Source organism: Streptomyces sp. 7N604 (assembly GCF_052245475.1).
In the GTDB taxonomy this organism is placed as follows: domain Bacteria; phylum Actinomycetota; class Actinomycetes; order Streptomycetales; family Streptomycetaceae; genus Streptomyces.
This window is the reverse complement of record NZ_JBQQBX010000038.1, coordinates 43,527-65,745: the sequence shown is the minus strand read 5'-3', so window position 1 is coordinate 65,745 and position 22,219 is coordinate 43,527. Positions and strand designations below refer to the sequence as shown.

Sequence of the window (22,219 nt, the reverse complement as noted above, 5' to 3'; positions counted from 1 at the left end):
GCCCTACCCGACCGCGCCGAATGTCGGGGAGTGCATCTGCTTGAGGGTGCGCCCGCCGCCGAGGTACATGTGCACGCCGCAGGGCAGGCACGGGTCGAAGCTGCGCACGGTGCGCATGATGTCGATGCCCTTGAAGTTGTCCGGGCCGTTCTCCTCGAAGACCGGACAGCCCTGGACCGCGTCCTCGTACGGCCCGGGGGTTCCATAGGAGTCCCGGGGGCTGGCATTCCAGGGGGTCGGCGGGTACGGGTGGTAGTTCGCGATCTTGCTGTCACGGATGACCAGGTGGTGGGAGAGCACACCGCGCACGGCCTCGTGGAAGCCCACGCCGATGGCCTCCTTCGGCACCTTGAAGTCCTGGAAGGTCTTGGTGCGTCCGGCCCGGACCTCCTCCAGGCCCCGGTCCACGAAGTAGAGGGCCATCGCGGCGGCATAGGCCACGAAGTACATCCGGGCCCGGTTGCGCTCGATGGTGTTGGGGAACGGCGGGGGCTTCCACTCCAGGTGGACCTCCGGCGTGCCGGGGGTCTTCGGCAGGTCGATCTCCACGCTGTGCCCGGTGGAACGGACATAGGGCGTGCGGACTTTGCCGGCCAGTGCGGTGGACCACAGCCGGGCGATCGGCCCGCCGCCGGTGTCCAGAGCGAGATGGTCACCCGTGCGCCGGTCGTACCACCGGGGGCTCATCACCCAGCTGTACTTGCCGCCCTCTCCCAGATCGCGCTTCTGCGGTGCGGGCAGCGTGGTCTGGTTCCACGGGTGCCGCTTGTCCACGGGGTTGCCGAGCGGATCCTTGTCGACGAAGGTCTGCTCGCCGGCCCAGTCCTCGTAGTACGAGCTGCCGAGCAGGATGCGCATGCCCAGGTTGATGTCGACCAGGTCGGTGGTGACCAGCTCGTTGTCGACGACGATGCCGGGGGTGACGAACATGGCGTTGCCCCACTCGTTCATCCGCCGGTAGTCGTAGTCGACGATCTCGGGGTCCTGGAAGGCGCCCCAGCAGCCGAGCAGCGTCCGGCGGCGGCCGACCTCCTCGTAGCCCGGCAGCGCCTCGTAGAAGAAGTCGAAGACGTCGTCGTTCATGGCGACGGTCCGCTTGACGAAGTCGAGGCACCGCGTCAGCCGGACGAGATAGTCGGTGAAGACCTGCGGGGTGGCGACCGTGCCGACACCGCCGGGGTAGAGCGTGGAGGGGTGGACGTGCCGACCCTCCATCAGGCAGATCATCTCGCGGGTGAGGCGGCTCATGACGAGCGCCTCCTTGTACGTCGCGCCCTCGAAGGGGTTGTAGGACCGCATGATGTCGGCCACGGTCCTGTGGCCGTGCAGGTCGGCGCCGGGAGCCGGGGTCCGCTCGGCCTGCTCCAGAACGCCCGGGTTGGTCTCCCTGACCATGCGTTCGCAGTAGTCGACGAAGACCATGTTGTCCTGGAAGATCGTGTGGTCGAACATGTACTCCGCGGCTTCGCCGAGGTTGATCATCCAGTCCGCGAGCGGCGGAGGCTTCACCCCGTAGGCCATGTTCTGTGCGTACACCGAACAGACGGCGTGATTGTCCCCGCAGATGCCGCAGATGCGGCTGGTGATGAAGTGGGCGTCCCGCGGGTCCTTGCCCTTCATGAAGACGCTGTAGCCGCGGAAGACGGAGGATGTGCTGCGGCACTCGACGACTTCGCGGTTGTTGAAGTCGATCTTCGTGTAGATGCCCAGATTGCCGACGATCCGGGTGATGGGGTCGAACGCGACATCGGTGAGGGTGCGCTGTCCGGTCGGGATGGTCTGGCTCGTCGTCACAGGACGGTCCTTTCGCGCATGGTCAGCGGCCGGACCAGCGCGGCGAGAAGCCGGAGGTCAGCTCGGGACGGTTGTGGCGCCACTTCGGTTCCCGGTTCGCGGCGCGGTTGGTGATGGACCGCAGCGTCCGTACGAGCGGCCCGTAGGTGGAGCTGAGCACCGTGGACGACAGGGCGCCGCCCGGTGGCTCGTCCATGAACGGCATGAACTTGTCGGGGAAGCCGGGCATGGTGCAGCCGATGCAGACGCCGCCGACGTTGGGGCAGCCGCCGATGCCGTCCATCCAGCCGCGCTTGGTGACGTTGCAGTTCACCACCGGGCCCCAGCAGCCGACCTTCACCTGGCACTTGGGCGAGTTGTAGTCCTTGGCGAAGTCGCCCTGCTCGTAGTAGGCGGCCCGGTCGCAGCCCTCGTGCACGGTCTTGCCGAACAGCCAGGTCGGGCGGAGCTGCTCGTCCAGCGGAATCGGCGGCGCCATCCCCGCGGCCTGATACAGCACCCAGGTGAGGGTCTCCATGAAGTTGTCGGGCTGGACGGGGCAGCCGGGAACGTTGACGATCGGCAGCCCGCCCGCGGAGCGGAAGTCCCAGCCCAGATAGTCGGCGAGGCCCATGCAGCCCGTGGGGTTGCCGGCCATGGCGTGGATGCCGCCGTACGTGGCGCAGGTCCCGGCCGCCACGACGGCGTAGGCCTGCGGCGCGAGACGGTCGATCCACTGGTTGAAGGTGATCGGCTCGCCGGTGTCCGGGTCGTTGCCCATCGAGGTCCAGTAACCGTCGCCGTTGATCCGCTCGTTCGGGATGGAGCCCTCCACGACGAAGACATACGGCCCCAGTTCGCCCCGCGCGGCCTGGTGGAAGGCCTGCATGAAGTCGTCACCGGTCTCGTAGGCCAGCACCTTGTTGTGCAGGTGCACCTTGGGGAGACCGGGGATCGCTCCCAGCACGACGTCCTCGAGGCTCGGCAGGGACGCGGCGGTGACCGAGACGGTGTCCCCGTCGCAGCTCATCCCCTCCGAGGTCCACAGAATGTGCACCTCGTCGACACCACGAGCGGCTGACACGTCGGTCATCATCGCGCCTTCCTTTCCGGGCCCCGCAGGCGCGGACGCCCCTTCTGCCAAGGGCAGCGGGTACGGGCGCCGGTCGGCTGACCGTCACCCCAGAAGAGGCTTACATTCCATGCAATCACTCACAACTCGGACACACTGCGTTGCTCTGCCTCATCCGGCAGGTACTCCGGCGTACGGGTGGCCTGCTCCTTTCGTACGAAGGCCGACCTGAGGGCGTGGTACGGCGCGGCCGCGTCGAAGAAGGTCAGCCGCATGCGCTCCAGCTCCTCGGCCCGGTAGGCGCGGAGCGGTTTGGCGGCTTCCTCGCGTTCCCGTACGGCCTTCTTCTCCGTGATCCGCGCGTGCAGCCGCGCCGAGGTGGCCAGGCCCGCGGCCAGCCGGGTGACCTCCCCGAAGAACTCCTCCGGGCCGCAGGCCACTACTCGGTCGACCAGTCCGGTCCGCAGGGCACTCGCCGCGCTCACGGGCAGCGCCTCCCGGGTCAGCCGCTCCGCTTCGCGCGCCCCCACCCGGCGCGGCAGGGTGTACGTCCAGTACTCGGATCCGTGCAGGCCCATGAGCCGGTAGTGCGGATTGAGCACCGTGCCCGCCCGGCACCAGACCTCGTCCGCCGCCAGCGCCAGCATCGCTCCGCCGGCCGCGGCGTTGCCGCCGAGCGCGGAGACGACCAGCCGGTCGGTGGTGGTCAGAACCGCCTCCACGAGGTCGTCCATGGCCTGGATGTTGGCCCAGGACTCCTGCGCGGGGTCGGCGGCGGCCTCGATGACGCCCAGGTGGATGCCGTTGGAGAAGAAGTCCCTCGTGGCTCCGAGGACGACGACGTCCGTCGGCCGGGAGCAGGCCAGCCGGTAGGCGGCCAGCAGCCGCCGGCAGTGGTCGGTGCTCGTGGCCCCGCCGGGGAAGGAGAAGCGCAGGAAGCCGACGCTCGCGCGCTCGTCGTAGCGGATGTCGGCCCAGGTGCGGTGGCGGCTGGGCTTCCACAGCTCCGCGGTCAGCTCCGGAACGTCCCGCAGCCGGTCACCGAGGGCCTGGACGGCCGGCAGCTTGAACGTCTTCTCGCCCCCCGGCCGGCGCTTGGCGCGCAGCTGCGGGATCCACACCGCGCCGTCGACCGTCGCCCGGCAGATCGCACCGCACCGGGTGGCCAGCACCTGGCCGGGCCTGCCGACGAGCCGGTCCTCCGGGTGGCCGCCGTGCAGATACCACTCGCCGCCGAGGAACGCGTCGAGCACCCCGGGGTGGGAGTCGGCGGCGCGCAGCTTGCGCAGCACAATCTCGGTGGGCTCCGACGACCAGTCGATCCGGCGCAGATCCTGGTGGAGATACGGGCGCAGGCCATGCTCGGTCGCGTCCTGGGGCCGTGGGGTGTACGTGCCCGAGGCGAAGCGCTCCACGGCTTGCAGGACCGCTTCGAGTGCGGCATCGGAGGCCTCGCCCCGGTATACGTCGCTCTTGCCGGACGCCGGAACGGGGAAGGGCGCCGAGGCCCAGACGGGGCCCGCATCCATCTCCGCGACCGCCTGAAGCACCGTCACCCCCCACCACCCGGCGCCTTCCTGCAGGGCCCAGTCGAGCGAAGACGGACCGCGGTCACCGGGCGGCCCCGGGTGCACGATCAGGCAGGTGTGCGCGGACCACACGTCCTCGGGGATCGCGGTCTTGAGCATGGGGGCGATGACGAGCTCCGGAGCGTGCCTGCGCACGGCCTCACGCAGGGACGCGTCACCGCGTACCGGCTCCGCCGCGACCGTGTGACCGCGGTCCCGGAGTTCGGCGAAGACCCGCTGGGTCAGGCTGTTGAACGCGCTCGCGACGAGCAGGATGTGCATCACGCCTCCTGGGCCGGTGCCACTCTGCGACACGGTGGACGCCGGACACGGAAGGTGATGCTCTCCCAAGGGACGCCATGCAGGGCCCGGGACGCGCCCGATGCGCTCCCGGCTTGCGCCGCCCGGGGGAAATCGGCACCCACCGGTGCCCGCGTTCCGGACGAGGGCCCGCCGCGCATGCCTACCGTGACGGGCCATGCATGAACTGTCGATCGCGGCCGCTGTTGTCGAGAGCGCCGAGGAGGTCGCCCGCGAACACGGCGCCGCCTCGGTCGAATCGGTGCAGCTGCGCATCGGCGAACTGGCAGGTGTGGTGTCCGACGCGCTGCGGTTCTCCTTCGAGCTCGTGGCGGACGGCACGTTGGCGGCCGGTGCCGAGCTCCTGATCGAGGAGGTGCCCGCCCGGGCCCGGTGCACCGGCTGCGACGCGGAGTTCGCGGTGGGCTCACCTCCGCGGCTGTGGTGCCCGCGGTGCGAACAGCCCGCGGCGGAACTGCTCACGGGACGCGAGCTGGAACTGAGCGGGGTTCAACTGCCGGAGGCCGGGTCGTGTCCGGCCCTCCACGAGGCAGGACGGGGAGAGAGAACATGATGTGTCGGACGGTGGACGTGCGGCAGGCCGTGCTCGCGAAGAACGACCGCCTGGCGGAGACGCTGCGCACCGACCTGGCGCACCAGGGCGTCACCGCGGTCAATCTGCTGTCCAGCCCGGGGAGCGGCAAGACGGCCCTCCTGGAACTCGTCCTGCGCCAGGCGACCGAGCGCGGCGTGCCGGTGGCCGCGGTCACCGCCGACCTCGCGACCGAGAACGACGCGCGCCGGCTCGCCAGATCAGGGGCGCCGGTGAAGCAGGTGCTGACCGGTGGGCTGTGCCACCTGGAGACGGACCAGCTTCGCGGCCATCTGGACGGCTGGCTGCCGGACGGCACCAGGGCGCTCTTCGTCGAGAACGTCGGCAATCTCGTCTGCCCCGCCTCCTACGACCTCGGTGAGGCGCTCCGGGTGGTGCTGATGTCCGTCACCGAGGGCGAGGACAAGCCCGTCAAGTACCCCACGGCCTTCGGCCTGGCGAATCTGGTCGTCCTCACCAAGACCGACCTGGCGGAGGCCGCCGGCTTCGACGAGGACGCCTTCGCGTCGCATGTCGAGCGGATCAATCCCGGGGTGGAGGTGGTGCGTTCCTCCGCTCGTACCGGCCAGGGGATCAAGGTGCTCCTGGACCGGGTGCTCGCCGTGTGCGACGGGGCCCGGCCGCACCAGCCGCTCCTCGCGGGAGACCACCACTCCCATGCCCACGCCGGGGCGGACCCGACCGCCGCCGAGACCTCGTGACATCCCATCGGCAGGCGGCGGCATGACGAGCACGCTGACGAACCGGCCGGAGCGCGCGGCCGCCGTGCGCCGGCGGGTCACGGTGCGGGGCGTCGTGCAGGGCGTCGGCTTCCGGCCCTTCGTCCACCGCCTCGCCGGCGAGCTGGCGCTGTCGGGATTCGTGAGCAACAACGCGGGCGGCGTGATCGCCGAGATCGAGGGAGAGCCCGACGGCGTCGAGGAGTTCTGCCGCCGCGTCCGCGAGCAGACACCTCCCCTCGCCGTCGTCTCCGGCGTCACGTACGAGTCCGTGGCGGCCCTCGGCACCGAAGGGTTCGTCATCCTGCCCTCCGAGCGGGGCGAGGGCCGCACCCTGATCCCGCCGGACACCGCGACCTGCGCCGATTGTCTGCGCGAGCTCGCCGATCCGCAGGACCGCCGGTACCGCCACCCGTTCATCACCTGCACGCACTGCGGCCCCCGCCTCACCATCGCCACCGGGCTGCCGTACGACCGCGCGACCACCACCATGGCCGCCTTCCCCATGTGCCCGGCCTGTGCCGACGAGTACGCCGACCCCTCGGACCGCCGCTTTCACGCCCAGCCCGTGGCCTGCCGGTCCTGCGGCCCCCGGCTCACGCTCACCCCCGCTCCCGGTACCGGTGCCCGGCGATCCGAAGGCGAGGAGGCCCTCGCCGAGTCCAGGAGGCTGCTCGCGCGGGGCGCGATCGTCGCGGTCAAGGGCGTGGGCGGCTATCACCTCGCGTGCGACGCCGCCGACCGGGACGCCGTCGCCGGCCTTCGCCGGCGCAAGAGCCGGGGCGCGAAGCCCTTCGCGGTGATGTGCCCCGACCTGGCGACCGCCGCGCGGCTCGCCCGCGTCGGCCCGGCCGAACGCGCCGCGCTCAGCAGTCCCCGCCGTCCGATCGTGCTGCTGCGCCGCCACGCGTCGCACGACGTACGGGAACTGGCCGCAGGTGTCTGCCAGGGCAGCCCGGACGTGGGCGTGATGCTGCCCTACGCCCCGCTCCAGCATCTCCTGTTCGGCCTTCCCGAAGACCCCCCGGGACCCCGGGTCCTGGTGATGACCAGCGGCAACCGGTCGGGCGAGCCCATCGTCACGGACGATCGCGAGGCCCTGACCCGGCTGGCCGGGCTTGCCGACGCCTGGCTGTCGCACGACCGGGCCATCGAGGTCCCGTGCGACGACTCCGTGGTGCGGCTGCGCGCGGACAGCAGCGAGGTCGTCCTGCGCCGGTCCCGCGGCTACGCCCCCTCCCCCGTCGCACTCCCGGTCCCGGTCCGGCCCGCCCTGGCCGTCGGCGGGGACCTCAAGAACACGCTGTGCCTCGCCGACGAGCACAGCGCATGGTTCTCCCCGCACATCGGGGACATGGGCGACCTGGCCACCGTACGGGCCTTCGAAGCAGGCGAGCGGCGGCTGCGGCGGCTGACCGGCGTCGCACCGCGGCTGCTCGTGGCCGACCGGCACCCGGGGTACCACTCGGTGCGATGGGCCCGCCGCAATACGGCCGGCCGCCCCCTGCGGCTGGTGCAGCATCACCACGCGCACATCGCCTCCGCCATGGCCGAGAACGGACTCGACGGCACAGCCCCTGTCATCGGCATCGCCTTCGACGGCACCGGCTACGGCGACGACGCGGCGATCTGGGGCGGCGAGGTGCTCCTGGCCGACTACCACGGCTACCGCCGCCTCGCGCACCTGGCGTATGTCCCCTTGCCCGGCGGGGACGCGGGAGTCGGCAACCCCTGCCGTATGGCGCTGTCGCACCTGCGCGCGGCCGGCATCCCCTGGGACCCGGACCTGCCCTGCGTCGCGGCCTGCTCTCCCGGCGAACTCCGGGTGCTCGACCGGCAGCTGGAACGGGGGCCGGCCTGCGTGCCGACATCCAGTATGGGGCGGCTCTTCGACGCCGTGTCCTCGCTGGCGGGGGTGTGCCATCGGGCGGGCTACGAAGCGCAGGCCGCCATCGAGCTGGAGGCGGCCGCGTCGCCGGCGTGGGCGGAGCACGAGGACGCATACGCCTTCGCGCTGCGCCCGGCGGGCTCCCGCCCGGGTGTGGCGGCCACGCTGCTCGACCCCGCCCCCGCGCTGCGCTCCATCGTCGCCGACCTGCGCCGCGGCGCCCCTGCCCCGGTGATCGCCGCGCGGTTCCACCGGGCGGTCGTGAGCGCGGTGGCAGAGGTGTGCAGGAGCGCCCGCCGGGAGACCGGGGTGCGGACGGTCGCGCTGTCCGGCGGGGTGTTCGCCAATGCGCTGCTGGACGAGGAGTGCACCGATCTGCTGCGGGCGAGCGACTTCACCGTGCTGCGTCACGGGGAGGTCCCGCCCGGGGATGGCGGGCTCGCCCTCGGTCAGCTCGTCGTGGCAGCGCGCGGCGGAGACCTCCCGTAGCCACCAACGACCCAGCGACGAACGGAGAACGCCATGTGCCTGGCAGTGCCCGGCAGGGTGGTCGGTATTGAGGACCGGAACGGCACGCGGATGGCGCAGGTCGACTTCGGCGGTGTCGTCAAGGACGTGTGCCTGGCCTACGTGCCGGAGGCGGGAGTGGGCGATTACGTCATCGTTCACGTGGGCTTCGCGCTCCAGCGGCTGGACGAGGAGTCGGCCAGGGCCTCGCTGGAGCTCTTCGCGCAACTCGGGCTTCTGGAAGAGGAGTTCGGCGACGCATGGGGCCGCGCCGCCGCGGAGGCGGGGGCGGCCCGGCCGGACACCGAGGCCGGGGCCACAGCGGCACAGGAGGGTGCCCGATGAAGTACATCGACGATTTCAACGACCCGCAGCTCGCACGGCGGCTGCTCGACGACATCCACGCCACCGTGACCCGCCCCTGGGCGATGATGGAGGTCTGCGGCGGCCAGACCCACTCGATCATCCGGCACGGGATCGACCAACTCCTGCCCGATACCGTCGAGTTGATTCACGGGCCCGGCTGCCCGGTGTGCGTCACACCGCTCGAGATGATCGACAAGGCGCTCGAGATCGCCTCCCGCCCCGACGTCATCTTCTGCTCCTTCGGCGACATGCTGCGGGTGCCCGGAAGCAGCCAGGACCTCTTCCGGGTCAAGAGCCGGGGCGGCGACGTGCGGGTCGTGTACTCGCCGCTGGACGCCCTCGGCATCGCAAGGAAACATCCCGACCGGCAGGTCGTGTTCTTCGGGATCGGCTTCGAGACCACCGCCCCGGCCAACGCGATGACCGTCCACGAAGCCAGACGCCTGGGCATCCGCAACTTCAGCCTGCTGGTCTCCCACGTCCGCGTCCCGCCCGCCATCGAGGCGATCATGCGAGCCCCGCACTGCCGCGTCCAGGCCTTCCTTGCAGCGGGTCACGTGTGCAGCGTGATGGGGACCGCGGAGTATCCGGAGCTGGCCGAGAGGTACAAGGTCCCCATCGTGGTGACCGGTTTCGAACCCCTGGACATCCTGGAGGGCATCCGCCGTACCGTCCGGCAGCTGGAACGTGGCGAACACCGGGTCGACAACGCGTATCCACGCGCGGTGCAGCCGGGCGGCAACCCGGCGGCCATGCGCATGATCGAGGAGGTCTTCGAGGTCACCGACCGGGCGTGGCGCGGCATCGGCACGATCCCCGGCAGCGGCTGGCGGCTCACCGACGCCTTCCGGGAGTACGACGCCGAGCGCCGCTTCGAGGTCGCCGCCTTGCGGACCTGCGAGTCCGCGGCCTGCCGCAGCGGCGAGGTGCTCCAGGGCCTGATCAAGCCGAACGAGTGCGCAGCCTTCGGCACGACCTGCACACCGCGCACGCCCCTGGGCGCCACGATGGTCTCCAGCGAAGGGGCCTGTGCCGCCTACTACCTGTACAGGCGCCTGGACGCGCCCGCGGCGCCCATGCCGTCCGCACCGTCGAAGGAGGCGGCTCCCCTTGGCTGACACGACAGAGCTGCGGGCGGCCGTGGCCACGGAGGAGACCGCGCCGGTGGACCCGGCCGCCTGGTCCTGCCCGGCACCGCTGCGCGACCACCCGGTGGTGGTCATGGGGCACGGCGGCGGCGGAGCCCTGTCCGCCGAGCTCGTGGAACACCTCTTCACCCCCGCGTACGGCAGCAAGACGCTGGCCGGACTCGGCGATTCGGCGGCGGTGACGCTGGGCGGCGCCCGGCTGGCCTTCTCGACCGACTCCTACGTGGTGCGGCCGCTGTTCTTCCCCGGCGGCAGCATCGGCGACCTGGCGGTCAACGGCACGGTCAACGACCTGGCCATGAGCGGCGCCAGACCGGCCTACCTGTCGTGCGCGTTCATCCTCGAAGAGGGGACCGAGCTGTCCGTGGTCGGGAAGGTGGCACAGGCGATCGGGACCGCCGCCACGGCCGCGCGCGTCGCCGTCGCCACGGGCGACACCAAGGTGGTCGACGCCGGACACGGCGACGGCGTCTACGTCAACACCTCCGGGATCGGACTGATCCCGGAAGGCGTGGACATCCGCCCGCAGCGGGCCGTTCCCGGCGATGTGGTGATCGTCAGTGGACCGATCGGCATGCACGGCATCGCCATCATGAGCGTCCGCGAGGGACTGGAATTCGGGGTGGAGGTGACCAGCGACACCGCGCCGCTGGCCGGCCTCGTCGAGGCCATGCTCGACGTCACGCGGGACCTGCACGTGCTGCGCGACCCCACGCGCGGGGGTCTCGCCGCCGCGCTCAACGAGATCGCCATCGCCTCGGGGACCGGCGTGGCCCTCACCGAACGCGGCCTGCCCGTCCCGGAAGCGGTGGCGAACGCATGCGGGTTCCTCGGCCTCGACCCGCTGTACGTGGCCAACGAAGGCCGCCTGGTGGCCTTCGTACCGCGCGAACACGCGGACCCCGTACTCGCCGCGATGCACGCCCACCCGCAGGGCGCACAGGCAGCCGTCATCGGCGAATGTGTGGCCGAGCACCCGGGGATGGTCGTGGCTCGCACGGGCCTCGGTGGCACCCGCGTGGTGGACTTGCCGCTCGGCGAACAACTGCCCCGCATCTGCTGAGTCCGCCCGGGCCGCTGCCGGTTGCGCACAGGGACCGGCAGTCAACGCGACACGTTCCCGGACGTCGTTTCGGTGAGATGCGCCCACGGGCGCTGCCGTCCGCGGCTCACGGCGGCGACACCTGTCTCGTCATAGCGGGCGGTTGCAAGGGACCAGGCCAGATTCCCCGCCATCAGATTTCCCATGCCTGACACGTAGTGGTCGACGTGTCCGCGGACCTCGGGGAGAACGCCCGATGCGCTCAGGATCTTGGGGAGGGCCGAGGAGAGCCGCACGAAGCGGGCGGCCCGCGTGTTGGCGAGGGCGGCGATGCGCTCGACGGACTGCTCCAGGGTGCGCCCCGTCTGCTCCCGGAGAATGATGACGCTGTTGTTCACCTCCCCCGCGGCCAGCTCTTTGACGAGCGAGACGATGTCGTTGACGAAGATCACCACATCGGCGGTGATCTCCCGCATCTTGGCCAGCGGGGAGGCCTCGTGCAGCTCGTCCGGCAAGGTGTAACCACCGCACCGCTCGGTGAAGTCGAGGCACGGCTGGACTCCTATCGACTCTCGTCTGACGCGCAGAAACTCCTGCAGAGAGGGAAGGCGGTCGGCGGTCCTGTGGTGTGCCTCCCCCTGGTGGGCGGCCAGGTAGGTCTGCCAGTGCGCACGGAAGCGGCGTTGCCAGGCAGCCGGCCTGCCGGCCGTGGCGCGGTGCCAGATGTTGCGGAAACCCCGGACGAGAGGAGGGGCCGGATTGCCGGGTGCCGGGAGGGTCGTGTCATCCGCCGCCATGGTGCGGCCGATGGAAGCCACCACCTGTTCGATGGCCTCCGGCTGCAGCCCGAGACAGCCGTCGAACTGGTCGTCGAAGATGAAGAACCAGGCATTGAAATCGGCCGCGAGCTCGAGGTCGGTGCCCGTGGCGTCCGGATAGAAGTACGCCATCAGCCGCTCGAGCCGCAGCGTGTCGTACTCCGCGGCCGCGGCTGCCCCGGTCAGCATGCCCATCTCCTGTAACCACTGGAGCGTGTGCCGCCGTGCGCGCTCGGCGTGCGGACTGAGGCGGGCGGGGAACGGAATCCTGATGGCGGCAGCGCGCCGGGTGGGGTCCGGGGGCGTCCGCTGCTGGCCGAAATCCATCGCATGCGTCATTGAGCCCCCCTGGTGTCGCAGCGTCCCGCGGGTCGCGGGATTCGCAGCTCCGAGGCGTTCTCGATGCCTGAGAGGCTAAACGTTCCGTTACGCCTATGGCCCCTGCCTACGGGTGCGCGGTGGCGTGATACCGGCGCACGCGACCACACATGCGCCCCTAACCGGACGGAGGGAATCCGCCAATTCGGCTGCCGTCACTACCAGATTCCGTTGGTCTCCCCGCGGAAAACGTCCGCAGGGATTACGGGGAGTCTCTGCGGGCGTACGCTCTGCGGTACTTGCCGAAGAGTCACGGTCGTACGGTCGAAGGAACGGACATGGAGGACATGGGAGACCCGCAGCGCCGACCGCGCCGGCTGCTGCTCGAGCGGGAACCGGAACTCGGCGCCCTGGACGCCTTGTTGACGGAGCTGTGTGCCCCGCCGACCGGGTCGGGCACGCCCCGGTCCGGCGGCATACTGGCGTTCGCCGGCCCGGCCGGACTCGGCAAGACCACGCTCCTCACCGAGATACGCAGAAGGGCCGCCGACCGCGGCTGCACCGTGCTCTTCGCGCGCGGAGGCGAGCGCGAGCAGGAGGTCGCCTTCCACGTCGTACGTCAGCTCGTCCAGCCCGTACTCGCCTCCGGCACCGAGCAGGAACACCGCCGGATCATGGGCAGTTGGTACGACATCGTCGCGCCCGCCGTCGGCCTGGTGGCCGGGGACGTCGGCTCCCCCGACCCGCAGGGTGTGCGCGACGGCCTGGACTGGATCGCCACCCGCTTCGCCGTGCAGCACGCGCCCCTGGTCGTGCTCCTTGACGATGCCCACTGGGCCGACGCGGAGTCGCTGGCCTGGCTCACCGGCTTCGCGCCACGGGCCACCGAGCTCCCGATGCTGCTCGTCGTGGCCTACCGTCCCGATGAACTCCCCGCCTCCGCCGCAGGGTTCGGGAAGCTCGCCGACCGGCAGGGATCGCGGCCTTTCGATCTGGCGACGCTGACGCCGAACGCGGTCAGCCGGATCGTCCGGGAGGCCCTGGGCGAGGAAGCCGACGAGGCGTTCTGCCGCGAGACCTGGGCGGTCACCGGCGGCAACCCCTTCGAGACCGTCGAACTCACCGCCAAGGTCGCCGAGCGCGGACTGAAGCCGCAGGATGTGCACATTCCCGAACTGCGCGAGCTGGCCTCGGCGGTGAAGGGCAGCGATGTCGTCGAGCGGCTGGAGCGGCTCGGCACCTCCGCGGTCCGATTCGCCTGGAGCGCCGCCGTGCTGGGCGCCGAGGCGTCCCGGACCCTGGCCGCGAACGTCGGCGGACTGGGCGACGCCGAGTCCGCCGATGCCGTCGCCCGGCTGCGCGAGGCCCGCATTCTCGCCGACCCCGCCGATCTCGCCGACGACGATCGCCTGGAATTCTTCCACCCGCTGGTCGCCACCGCCGTCTACCGGGCGATCCCCCCGGCGTTCCGGGTCGCCATGCACGGCCAGGCCGCCGTGACCGTCTCGAGCGCGGGCCTCGGCACCACCAGGGTCGCCCGGCACCTGCTGGAGATGCACCCCGAGAGCGACCCCTGGGCCGTACAGCAGCTGCGGGAGGCAGCCCGTGAATACCTCCGGGCCGGCGCTCCCGAGGCCGCCCGGCGCTGCCTCGCCCGCGCGCTGCGGGAGCCACCCGCTCCGGAAGACCGGGCCGGGGTTCTCTTCGAGCTCGGATGTTCCGCCCTGCTCACCGAACCCGCGACCACCGTCAACCACCTGAGGGCGGCGCTGGACGAGCCCGTGCTCGACCCGGCTCTGCGCGAAGCGATCACCTACCGGCTCGCCCAGGCCCTCGGCCACTCGGACCGGATGGCGGAAGCCGCCGAGACGGTGACCGAAGCCGCCCGGCAGGCGACGAACGCCCGCACCCGGCTGCGCATGCAGGCGGAGCAGTTCATGTGGAACGCCTTCCGGGCCGACGAGCAGAACTCGCCCGCGCGCTCTCGCAAGCTGGCCAGGCTCGCCGAGCACCTCACCGGCCGTGGCATCGCCGAGCGGTACATCCTGGGTCTGCGGGCCTGGGACGCGATGGTGCGCGGCGAGCCCGCGAGCACGGCCCTGCACTACGCGGAGGAAGCTCTCGGCGAGGGCCTGAGCTGGACCAACGACGAGTGGGGCTTCGAGGTCCCGGTCCTGGTCGCGCTCACCTTCATGTACTGCGACCAGCCGGGACGAGCGGAGGAGCTGTTCAACAAGGGCATCGCCGAGTGCGAGAACAAGGGCTGGCGCGGCGCCCATCTGTCGTTCGGATTCACTCTTCTGGGCTATATCCGCTATCGCCGCGGACGCCTTGACGAGGCCGAGATGCTGGTACGCGGTGGACTGCGGATCGCCGACCGGGTGGGGCACCGCGTACCCGCGCAGTGGTTCGCCATCGGCATCCTGATCGAGATCCTCCTCGCCCGCGGCCGGACCGGGGAGGCCCAGGAGCTCGCCGCCACGTACAACTACGGCGACGTGGTGCCCAATGCGGTCGTCTACCCCGACTCCCAGACCGTGTACAGCGAGTTGCTGCTGGCCCTCGGCATGCGGCGGGAGGCCGAGCAGCAGCTCGAGCAGGTCGGCAGGCGGCTGGAACCGCGGGGAATGCGCAACCCGGCGTGGTGCCCCTGGCAGCTTCATCTCGCCCGTGCCCTGGAACTGTCCGACCCGGGACGGGCCGTCGAGTTCGCCTCAGAAAGCGTCCGGAGGGCCCGCCGCTTCGGTACCCAGTCCGCGATCGGGCAGTCCTTGCGCGCGGTGGCGGCGGTGACTCGTGGCGAGGACCGGATCAGTCTGCTGGCGGAGGCCGTTGAGCACCTGGAACGCTCCCCGTCCGGGTACGACCTGGCCTGTGCCCTGGTCGACCACGGCGCTGCCCTGCGCCGCGCCGGGCTGCCCCAGGACGCGGCCGAACAGCTCCACCGCGGTCTGGAAGGCGCCGTGCACTGCGGGGCCGACGCCCTTGCGGCGCGAGCCCGCGACGAGCTGGACGTCGCCGGTCTGCCGCTGCTCCAGCTGCGCACCGGCGATACGGAGTCACTCACCGCCCAGGAGCGGACGGTGGCCGAGTGGGCGACCCGCGGCTGGTCGAACACGCGCATCGCCGAGGCGCTGGGCACGCACGAAAGGGCAGTGGCCCAGTTGCTGTCGGGTGTCTACCGCAAGGTCGGCTCCGACCCCGCAGGTCTGCCAGGGGTGCTCGGGCGGCAGTCGGGCAAGCCGCTCACACCGCGCCTCTGATCCTTCATGGGTTGGGGGCGCACACGGGGCGGCCGAAGTGTGGTGTCCCACCACATGTGCCACTGACCTGCGCGTTTCTACGGTGTGGCGAACCGTAAACGCCCCTGTCCCCGCCCGGAAGTGGTGACCATGGCAGTCCCGGCCCCAGCGCCCACGCCCCCCGGCTCACTCCGCCGCATCGTCGCCGCGAGCCTCATCGGCACCACCATCGAGTGGTACGACTTCTTCCTCTACGGCTCGGCCGCCGCGCTCGTCTTCAACAAGCTCTTCTTCCCCGGCTCCGACCCGCTCGTCGGCACGCTGCTGTCCTTCCTCACGTACGCCGTGGGATTCGCCGCCCGGCCGATCGGCGCGCTGGTCTTCGGCCACTACGGCGACCGGCTCGGCCGCAAGAAGCTGCTCGTGCTGAGCCTGCTGCTGATGGGCGGCGCCACGTTCGCCATCGGTTTGCTGCCCACCCACGCCACCATCGGCTCCGCCGCACCGCTGCTGCTCACGCTCCTGCGCCTGGTCCAGGGCTTCGCGCTCGGCGGTGAGTGGGGCGGCGCGGTGCTGCTCGTCTCGGAGCACGGGGACGCGAAGCGGCGCGGATTCTGGGCCTCGTGGCCGCAGACGGGTGCCCCGGCCGGACAGCTGCTCGCCACGGGCGTGCTGTCAGCGCTCACCGCTCTCCTGTCCGACAGCGCGTTCACGTCCTGGGGCTGGCGCGTGCCGTTCCTGCTGTCCGGCGTCCTGGTGATGGTCGGCCTGTGGATCCGGCTCTCTGTCGATGAGTCGCCCGTCTTCAAGGAGGCCCTCGCCCGCGCCGAGGCCCGCAAGGCCGCGGAGAAGGACCTGGTGGAGAAGGCGCCGCTGGTCGCCGTACTGCAGCACCACTGGCGCGACGTGCTGGTGGCCATGGGCGCGCGGATGGCGGAGAACATCAGCTACTACGTGATCACCGCGTTCGTCCTCGTCTACGCCACCAGCCAGGCGGGCCTGGACAAGCAGACCGCGCTGGGCGCCGTACTGATCGCGTCCGCCGTGCACTTCGCGGTGATCCCGGCCTGGGGCGCGCTCTCCGACCGGGTCGGGCGGCGGCCCGTCTACCTGCTGGGCGCGGCGGGCGTCGGCCTCTGGGCCTTCCCCTTCTTCGCGCTGATCGACACGGAGACCTTCGGGAACCTGCTGCTCGCGGTCACGGTCGGCCTGGTCTTCCACGGTGCGATGTACGCGCCGCAGGCGGCCTTCTTCTCGGAGATGTTCGCGACCCGGATGCGGTACTCGGGGGCCTCCATCGGCGCCCAGTTCTCCTCGGTGGCGGCCGGCGCCCCGGCCCCGCTGATCGCCACCGCGCTGCTCGCCGACTACGGCAGCGCGACCCCGATCGCCCTCTACGTGATCGCCGCCGCGCTGCTCACCCTGGTCGCGGTGGGAGTCGCCCGGGAGACCCGGGACCGCGACCTGGCCGCGATCGAGCCGGAGCCGACCGCCGCGGACGCCCCGGCCACTGCGCCCCCGGCCCGTACGGTCTGAGCCCTGAGCGGGGCGGGGGGGGGGGGGGGGGGGGGGGGGGGGGGGGGGGGGGGGGGGGGGGGGGGGGGGGGGGGGGGGGGGGGGGGGGGGGGGGAGGGGGGTGGTTGTGGGGTCCGCCCGCGGCCGCCGGCTCAGCGCTTGCGCCGGCCCTGCCCCTCTCCCTGACTCTTGCTCTTGCTCTTGCCCTTCATGGAGCTCCGGGCTCCGGCGATGTTCTCCTTCGCCCGGCCCGCCGCCTGCTTGGCCTTGCCCTTGGCCTGCTCGGCCATGCCCTTGACACGCATCTGTTCGTCCCCGGAGACCTCGCCTGCCATCTCCTTGGCCCGGCCCTTCATCGAGTCAGCCGCACCGCTCATCTTGTCGGCGCTGCCGCGACGGCCGCCGCTCTGCTCTCCCATGGAGCTCATGGAACTGCCTTTCCTGTCCTGTCGGATGTGGACGGAATTCGTCCGCCGTCCACGCTGCCGCAGGGGGTGCGAGCACGCACGCCGGGCGGAGCCGTCAGCGGTCGACGGCGCCGCCCAGCCGGTGCAGCCGCAGCGCCAGCTGGACCTCCAGGGCCCGGGAGGGCGACTGCCAGTCGCAGCCCAGGAGCCGGCCGATGCGCTCCAGACGCTGGGCGACCGTGTTGACGTGCACGTGCAGCTCGTCCTTCGTACGGGCCGGGCTCATCCCGCAGGCGAAGTACGCCTCGAGGGTGCGGACCAGGTCGGTTCCCCGGCGCTCGTCGTAGTCGGTGACGGCGCCGATGGTGCGGTGCACGAAGGCACCGACGTCCCGGCTGTCGGCCAGCAGCAGCCCGAGGAAGCCGAAGTCCTCGGCGGCGGCGCCCTCTCCCGCCCGGCCCAGCAGCCGCAGCGCCTCGAGACAGCGCCGGGACTCCGCGTACCCGGCGGCCACGGACCCAGGGCGCGCCACGGGCTCGGGCACGGGCGCGGAGGCGCCCACCGTGACGGGGTGGTGCACGGCGGTGCCCAGCTGCCGGGCGGCGTGCCGCGCGGTCGCGGCCGCGGTGTCGCCTGAGCCGAGCGGCAGCAGGAGCACGGTGCCGCCGTCGCGCGCCGAGGCCAGGCCGTGCCGGGTGGCGGCCAGGTGGGAGGCGGCGGACCACAGCCGCTGGCGGTCGGCGGTCTCCTGCTCTGCGGTCTCGCCCCCCGCCCTCGGCGGTGAGGGCACCCCCGGTGCAGCCAGGGGACGTACCCCCGGCCGGGCGCCCGCCGCGGGCGACACCTCCACGCGCGCGGAGAGCACGACGTGCGGCGCGTCGAGGTCGGCCTGCAGCCGGGCCGCGCGCTCGCGGAGCAGCCCCGGGTCGCGGTCCGGCGCGTCGAGGAGGTCGTCGAGGAGCTCCCCGCGCACCCGCTGCTCGGCCTCGCCGGCGGAGCGCCGGGCCAGCAGCAGGAGGGAGGTGACCATGGCGGCCCGCTCGAAGGTGCGCTGGTCGACCGGGTCGAGGCCGGGGTGGCCGTGCAGGACGAGGGCGCCGAGGAGTTCGCCGCCCGCGGAGACGGCGGCCACCCAGTCGTCCCCGTGCCGTACGGCGTGGCCGTCGGCGCGCGACCGGTCGACGGCCGGAGCGGGCGCGGCTCCGGCCTCGGCGAACTCGACCGCGCCGCACAGCACTTCGGCCACCGCGTCGGCGACGTCGTGCACTCCCCCGCCGCGCAGCACCAGTTCGGTGAGCCGGTCGTGCACCTCGGAGGCGCGCTCGATGACACCGCTGCGGTCCCGGATGATCTCGTTGGCGGCCTCCAGCTCGGCGAGGGCTGACCGGGTCTCGGCGAGGAGGTTGGCGGTGTCGATCGCGACGGCGGCGTGCGCGGCGAAGGAGGCGAGCAGGGCGATCTGCTCGCGCTCGAAGACGCGGGCGCGGCGGTCGGCGGCGAAGAGCACGCCGATGACGCCGCTGCCGAGCACCAGCGGTACGCCGAGGATCGCGACGAGGCCCTCGTCCTGGACGCCCGCGTCGATGGTACGGGTGTGCTGGAACCGCGCGTCGTCGAAGTAGCTGTCGGTGACGTACGGGCGGGCGGTCTGGGCGACGAGCCCGCCGAGCCCCTCCCCCATCCCGAGCCGCAGCTGCTGGAACCGTGCCGAGACCGACCCGTCCGTGACGCGCATGTACGTGTCACCGGCCTTGGGGTCGTTGAGGGTCAGATACGCGACCTCGGTGCCCAGCAGCGAGCGGGCCCGCTGCACGATGGCGTGCAGCACGGCGTCGAGGTCGCGCAGCCCGGCCAGGTCGTGGGCGGTCTCGAAGAGGGCGGACAGCTCCGCCTCGCGGCGCCGCCGCCCCTCCAGCTCGGTGCGCACCCGCAGGGCGAGGAGCTTGCCGCGCTCCAGGCTCGCGAGCTCCTCCGCGGAGGCGCCTTCGGCGCGGGCGCGCAGGACGGGCCGCTCGTACTCCTCCGCCGGCGCGCCGCGGGAGAGAAGCTCCAGGTAGGGGGCTTCGGCGGTGGATGCGGCGGGCCGCGGTCGTGCTCGGGACATGGTCACAGGGATACCTGCCCGACCGGCGCCTGCGCCAGCCTCGGGCCGCGGTGCCCGTGCCTGAAGGGGCCCGCCGGGGCCCGCACGGGCGCTGGGGAGTACGCGTGCGCCGGGGCCCGCGCCGCCGTCCTCGCCGTCGGCCGCCGCACGAGCGTCGGGCCGCCCGCCGGACGGCTGGGGCGGCCCGACCCGGCTGCCGGGGCCCGGAGGGCCTTCGGCGGCGGGGCGGGCCGAGGGGCCGGGCGGGCCGGTCCTCCCGTCCTCCGCGCCGGAGGCGTTCAGTGCGCGGTCCATCCGCCGTCGAGCGGGAGCGAGGCTCCGGTGATGAACGAGGCCTGCGGAGAGCACAGGTAGGCCACGGCCTCGGCGACCTCCTCGGGCTCCACGAGCCGCTTCAGCGCCGACCCCGCCAGCAGCACCTCGGAGACGACGCGTTCGGCGGAGATGCCGTGGGCGGCGGCCTGGTCGGCGATCTGCCGCTCGACCAGCGGGGTGCGGACGTAGCCGGGGCTGACGCAGTTGGAGGTGACGCCGTGCGGGGCGCCCTCGAGCGCCGCGACCTTGGAGAGCCCCTCGAGACCGTGCTTGGCGGCGACGTACGCGGACTTGTACGCGGATGCGCGCAGGCCGTGCACGGACGAGATGTTGACGATCCTGCCCCACCCCTGGCCGTACATGTGCGGAAGGGCACCGCGTACGAGCCGGAACGGCGCCTCCAGCATCACCGTGAGGACCGTCGAGAACACCTCGGGCGGGAACTCCTCGATGGGGCGGACGAGTTGCAGACCGGCGTTGTTGACCAGGACGTCGGAGCCCGCGGCGGCCTGTTCCGCGGCGTCGAGGTCGGTGAGGTCCAGGGTGTGCGGCTCGAGGGCACCGGCCAGCCCGGCGGCGCGTTCGGCGAGGGCGTCGAGCCCTGCGGCGTCCCGGTCCACGGCCCGCACCTTGGCTCCCGCTGCGGCGAGCCGGAGCGCGCAGGCGCTGCCGATGCCGCTGGCGGCACCGGTGACGAGCGCGGTGCGGCCGCCGAGGTCGAGGGCGACGGTGTGGGGGGCAGGACCGGCGGCGGGGGCGGGACCTGATGGGGAGGGGACGGTCATGACCGGCACACTAAGGAGGGGGTGCCGCGCGACCGATGTGGCAGCGCTACACAGTTCAGAGAGTGACGATGGGCTCGAACCACGCCGGGCCCTCGCCCAGCGCCTGCTTGATCCGCATGAGGACGAAGTCCTCCAGGTCGGGCAGCCTGTCCAGCGGGAACCACGCCACGTCCAGGGACTCCTCGTCGTTCACCCGCGCCTCGCCGCCGACCGCCCGGCAGCGCAGCGTGATGTCCATGAACTGGCACAGGTCGCCGTTGGGGTACTCGATGGGGTCGAGCGCCTGGACGAGGACGACCCGCTCCGGCACGCAGCGCACCGCCGTCTCCTCGTACACCTCGCGCACGGCCGTCTGGGCGGGCTGCTCGCCGGGGTCGCAGATGCCTCCGATGATCGACCACCTGCCGGTGTCGGTCCGCCGCCCGAGCAGCACCCGGCCGTCGTCGTCGAAGACGATGGCGCTGACGCCGGGGAGCCAGAGGAGCTGGTGCCCGGCGCTCGCGCGCAGCTCGCGGATGAAGTCGGGGGTCGCCATGCATCGAGCGTATCCGCAAGGCGAATCCCACCCCTGACGTCCCGCCGGGCCCCTGCGCCGCATCGTTTCCGCACAACGGCTCCACACGCTGCGGCCTCAGCCGTTACGGTGTGGCGAGCCATGTGCCCACTGGCGGCATCCCCACTGTCGCGAGCGGAGCCCGTCCGAGCTGGGGTTCGACGGGATGGCGCCGTCTGCCGCAGGACCCGCGGTACGGGAACGCGGCGGCGCCGCAGACGTGCCCGGCGTCGTCGTCATCGGCTGTTGCGCCGGCTGGGCGCTCACCACCGCCGCGGGGCGCGAGTCGCGCCCCGAAGGGATGCTCCTCGCGCTGCTCGCGGTCGCTGCGACGGGATACGCCTGCGGACGGATCGGCGGAGCGGTGCTGCCGGTGGCCGCGCCCGCTCTCGCCGCCCTCGCCGGGGTGGCACTCGCGGTCACCGCGCCGTACGGCCCGCTGGGCGCGGCCGCGGACCCCGTCCCGGGCCATACGGGCGCGAGCGCCGCGCAGTTCGCCGCCGCGGCGAGGGCAGCTCGCGGCCTGGGGGCCATGCGCGGCAGGGCAGGGGTCAGGCCTGGGCTGCGCGGCGGGCCGCAGCCATCCGGCGCAGCCGGTCCCGAATGACGCGCACCGCGACCTCGGCGTCGTCCACGGTCACCGTAAAGACGCGGCCGTCCCCGAGCCGTACGACAAGACCCTCGCCGCGGCGTACGACGACGGCCGTGCCCTTCTCCGGGCGCCAGCGGTAACCCCAGCCGCCCCATTCGTGAGGGGTGACGCGGGGCGCGAAGTAGGCGCCGACGACGTTCTCCAGCGGGATACGGCGGCGCGGCAGGCCGACGTGGCCGCAGCGCACCTCGACGGCCTCCTTGTCGACCCGTACGTGGACGTGGACGAAGGCGAGCGTGCCGAAAAGGATCAGCAGCCCGGCGGCGACGCAGCCGATCACGGACATGAGGAGCGGGGCGATGCCGGAGGTCCACGGAGAGTCCACGGCGAGCTCGATGCCGAGGGCCATGCAGGCCGCGCCGAGTGCGGCGAGCGGCCACTGCGCGCGGTTGACAGCGCGCCCGGTCCAGACCTCGGGGACGCGTTCCGCCGCTCCCGAGTCGTCCTGGGGGTCGTCCCTCATGGGAGTGAGCGTACCCGTGATCGGCAGCCGGAGCAGGGGGTTGCGGGCGGC

18 protein-coding genes are annotated in these 22,219 nt (G+C 72.3%); 9 read left to right on the top strand and 9 right to left on the bottom strand.

Annotation, left to right across the window (positions count from 1 at the left end; translation table 11 throughout):
- Window positions 1-3: 3 nt before the first annotated feature.
- The 3 genes from ACTWP8_RS32655 to ACTWP8_RS32645 form a co-directional block, all read right to left on the bottom strand.
- Complete coding sequence (locus ACTWP8_RS32655) at window positions 4-1,794, bottom strand: nickel-dependent hydrogenase large subunit (RefSeq protein WP_443325695.1); 1,791 nt, start codon at window positions 1,792-1,794, stop codon at window positions 4-6.
- Window positions 1,795-1,816: 22 nt separating this feature from the next.
- Window positions 1,817-2,866, bottom strand: a complete 1,050-nt coding sequence (locus ACTWP8_RS32650) for a hydrogenase expression protein HypE (protein WP_443325694.1) — start codon at window positions 2,864-2,866, stop codon at window positions 1,817-1,819.
- Between the two features lie 119 nt (window positions 2,867-2,985).
- Window positions 2,986-4,695, bottom strand: a complete 1,710-nt coding sequence (locus tag ACTWP8_RS32645) for a hydrogenase maturation protein (protein WP_443325693.1) — start codon at window positions 4,693-4,695, stop codon at window positions 2,986-2,988.
- Between the two features lie 196 nt (window positions 4,696-4,891).
- On the opposite strand from ACTWP8_RS32645, the gene hypA reads away from it, so the two are divergent.
- Genes hypA through hypE form a run of 6 tightly spaced genes read left to right on the top strand, consistent with a single transcriptional unit; the run spans window position 4,892 to window position 11,017 of the window.
- Window positions 4,892-5,287, top strand: a complete 396-nt coding sequence (gene hypA, locus ACTWP8_RS32640; protein ID WP_443325692.1) for a hydrogenase maturation nickel metallochaperone HypA — start codon at window positions 4,892-4,894, stop codon at window positions 5,285-5,287.
- Entirely contained in the window at window positions 5,287-6,027 is a 741-nt protein-coding gene (gene hypB, locus ACTWP8_RS32635; protein WP_443325710.1) for a hydrogenase nickel incorporation protein HypB, read from the top strand. Before hypA ends, hypB begins: the two co-directional genes overlap by 1 nt.
- Before the next feature lie 22 nt (window positions 6,028-6,049).
- The gene (gene hypF, locus ACTWP8_RS32630; RefSeq protein WP_443325691.1) at window positions 6,050-8,422 is read left to right on the top strand and encodes a carbamoyltransferase HypF; all 2,373 of its coding nucleotides are present in this window, start codon (window positions 6,050-6,052) and stop codon (window positions 8,420-8,422) included.
- A 33-nt stretch (window positions 8,423-8,455) separates the two neighbouring features.
- Window positions 8,456-8,785 carry a HypC/HybG/HupF family hydrogenase formation chaperone gene (locus ACTWP8_RS32625; protein ID WP_443319118.1) on the top strand — a complete coding sequence of 110 codons (330 nt, stop codon included), beginning with the start codon at window positions 8,456-8,458 and terminating at the stop codon, window positions 8,783-8,785.
- The gene (hypD, locus tag ACTWP8_RS32620) at window positions 8,782-9,924 is read left to right on the top strand and encodes a hydrogenase formation protein HypD (protein ID WP_443325690.1); all 1,143 of its coding nucleotides are present in this window, start codon (window positions 8,782-8,784) and stop codon (window positions 9,922-9,924) included. The genes ACTWP8_RS32625 and hypD overlap by 4 nt, the downstream gene beginning before the upstream one ends.
- Complete coding sequence (hypE, locus tag ACTWP8_RS32615) at window positions 9,917-11,017, top strand: hydrogenase expression/formation protein HypE (protein ID WP_443325689.1); 1,101 nt, start codon at window positions 9,917-9,919, stop codon at window positions 11,015-11,017. The genes hypD and hypE overlap by 8 nt, the downstream gene beginning before the upstream one ends.
- A 41-nt stretch (window positions 11,018-11,058) precedes the next feature.
- Here hypE and ACTWP8_RS32610 read toward each other — a convergent pair whose 3' ends face one another.
- Window positions 11,059-12,153, bottom strand: a complete 1,095-nt coding sequence (locus tag ACTWP8_RS32610; RefSeq protein WP_443325688.1) for an isoafricanol synthase — start codon at window positions 12,151-12,153, stop codon at window positions 11,059-11,061.
- 317 nt (window positions 12,154-12,470) lie between these two features.
- Here ACTWP8_RS32610 and ACTWP8_RS32605 point away from each other — a divergent pair, with 317 nt between their 5' ends.
- A complete protein-coding gene (locus ACTWP8_RS32605) occupies window positions 12,471-15,395 on the top strand; it encodes an ATP-binding protein (protein WP_443325687.1) in 2,925 nt (974 codons plus the stop codon).
- A 129-nt stretch (window positions 15,396-15,524) separates the two neighbouring features.
- A complete protein-coding gene (locus ACTWP8_RS32600) occupies window positions 15,525-16,910 on the top strand; it encodes an MFS transporter (RefSeq protein ID WP_443325686.1) in 1,386 nt (461 codons plus the stop codon).
- A 131-nt stretch (window positions 16,911-17,041) separates the two neighbouring features.
- Here ACTWP8_RS32600 and ACTWP8_RS32595 read toward each other — a convergent pair whose 3' ends face one another.
- The 4 genes from ACTWP8_RS32595 to ACTWP8_RS32580 form a co-directional block, all read right to left on the bottom strand.
- Window positions 17,042-17,317: a CsbD family protein gene (locus ACTWP8_RS32595; RefSeq protein ID WP_443325685.1), complete on the bottom strand. Its 276-nt coding sequence runs from the start codon at window positions 17,315-17,317 to the stop codon at window positions 17,042-17,044.
- 94 nt (window positions 17,318-17,411) lie between these two features.
- Complete coding sequence (locus tag ACTWP8_RS32590) at window positions 17,412-19,400, bottom strand: helix-turn-helix domain-containing protein (protein WP_443325684.1); 1,989 nt, start codon at window positions 19,398-19,400, stop codon at window positions 17,412-17,414.
- 278 nt (window positions 19,401-19,678) lie between these two features.
- A complete protein-coding gene (locus ACTWP8_RS32585) occupies window positions 19,679-20,500 on the bottom strand; it encodes a 3-hydroxybutyrate dehydrogenase (protein WP_443325683.1) in 822 nt (273 codons plus the stop codon).
- A gap of 55 nt (window positions 20,501-20,555) precedes the next feature.
- On the bottom strand, window positions 20,556-21,035 hold the full coding sequence (locus ACTWP8_RS32580; RefSeq protein WP_443325682.1) for an NUDIX hydrolase: 480 nt from the start codon (window positions 21,033-21,035) through the stop codon (window positions 20,556-20,558).
- Between the two features lie 184 nt (window positions 21,036-21,219).
- Between ACTWP8_RS32580 and ACTWP8_RS32575 the strand changes: the two genes are divergently transcribed.
- Window positions 21,220-21,660 (top strand): hypothetical protein, encoded by a 441-nt coding sequence (locus tag ACTWP8_RS32575; protein ID WP_443325681.1) that lies wholly within the window; start codon window positions 21,220-21,222, stop codon window positions 21,658-21,660.
- Here the strand turns inward: ACTWP8_RS32575 and ACTWP8_RS32570 are convergent.
- Window positions 21,605-22,168 (bottom strand): hypothetical protein, encoded by a 564-nt coding sequence (locus tag ACTWP8_RS32570; RefSeq protein ID WP_443325680.1) that lies wholly within the window; start codon window positions 22,166-22,168, stop codon window positions 21,605-21,607. The two genes, ACTWP8_RS32575 and ACTWP8_RS32570, sit on opposite strands and share 56 nt — an antisense overlap.
- Window positions 22,169-22,219: the final 51 nt, after the last annotated feature.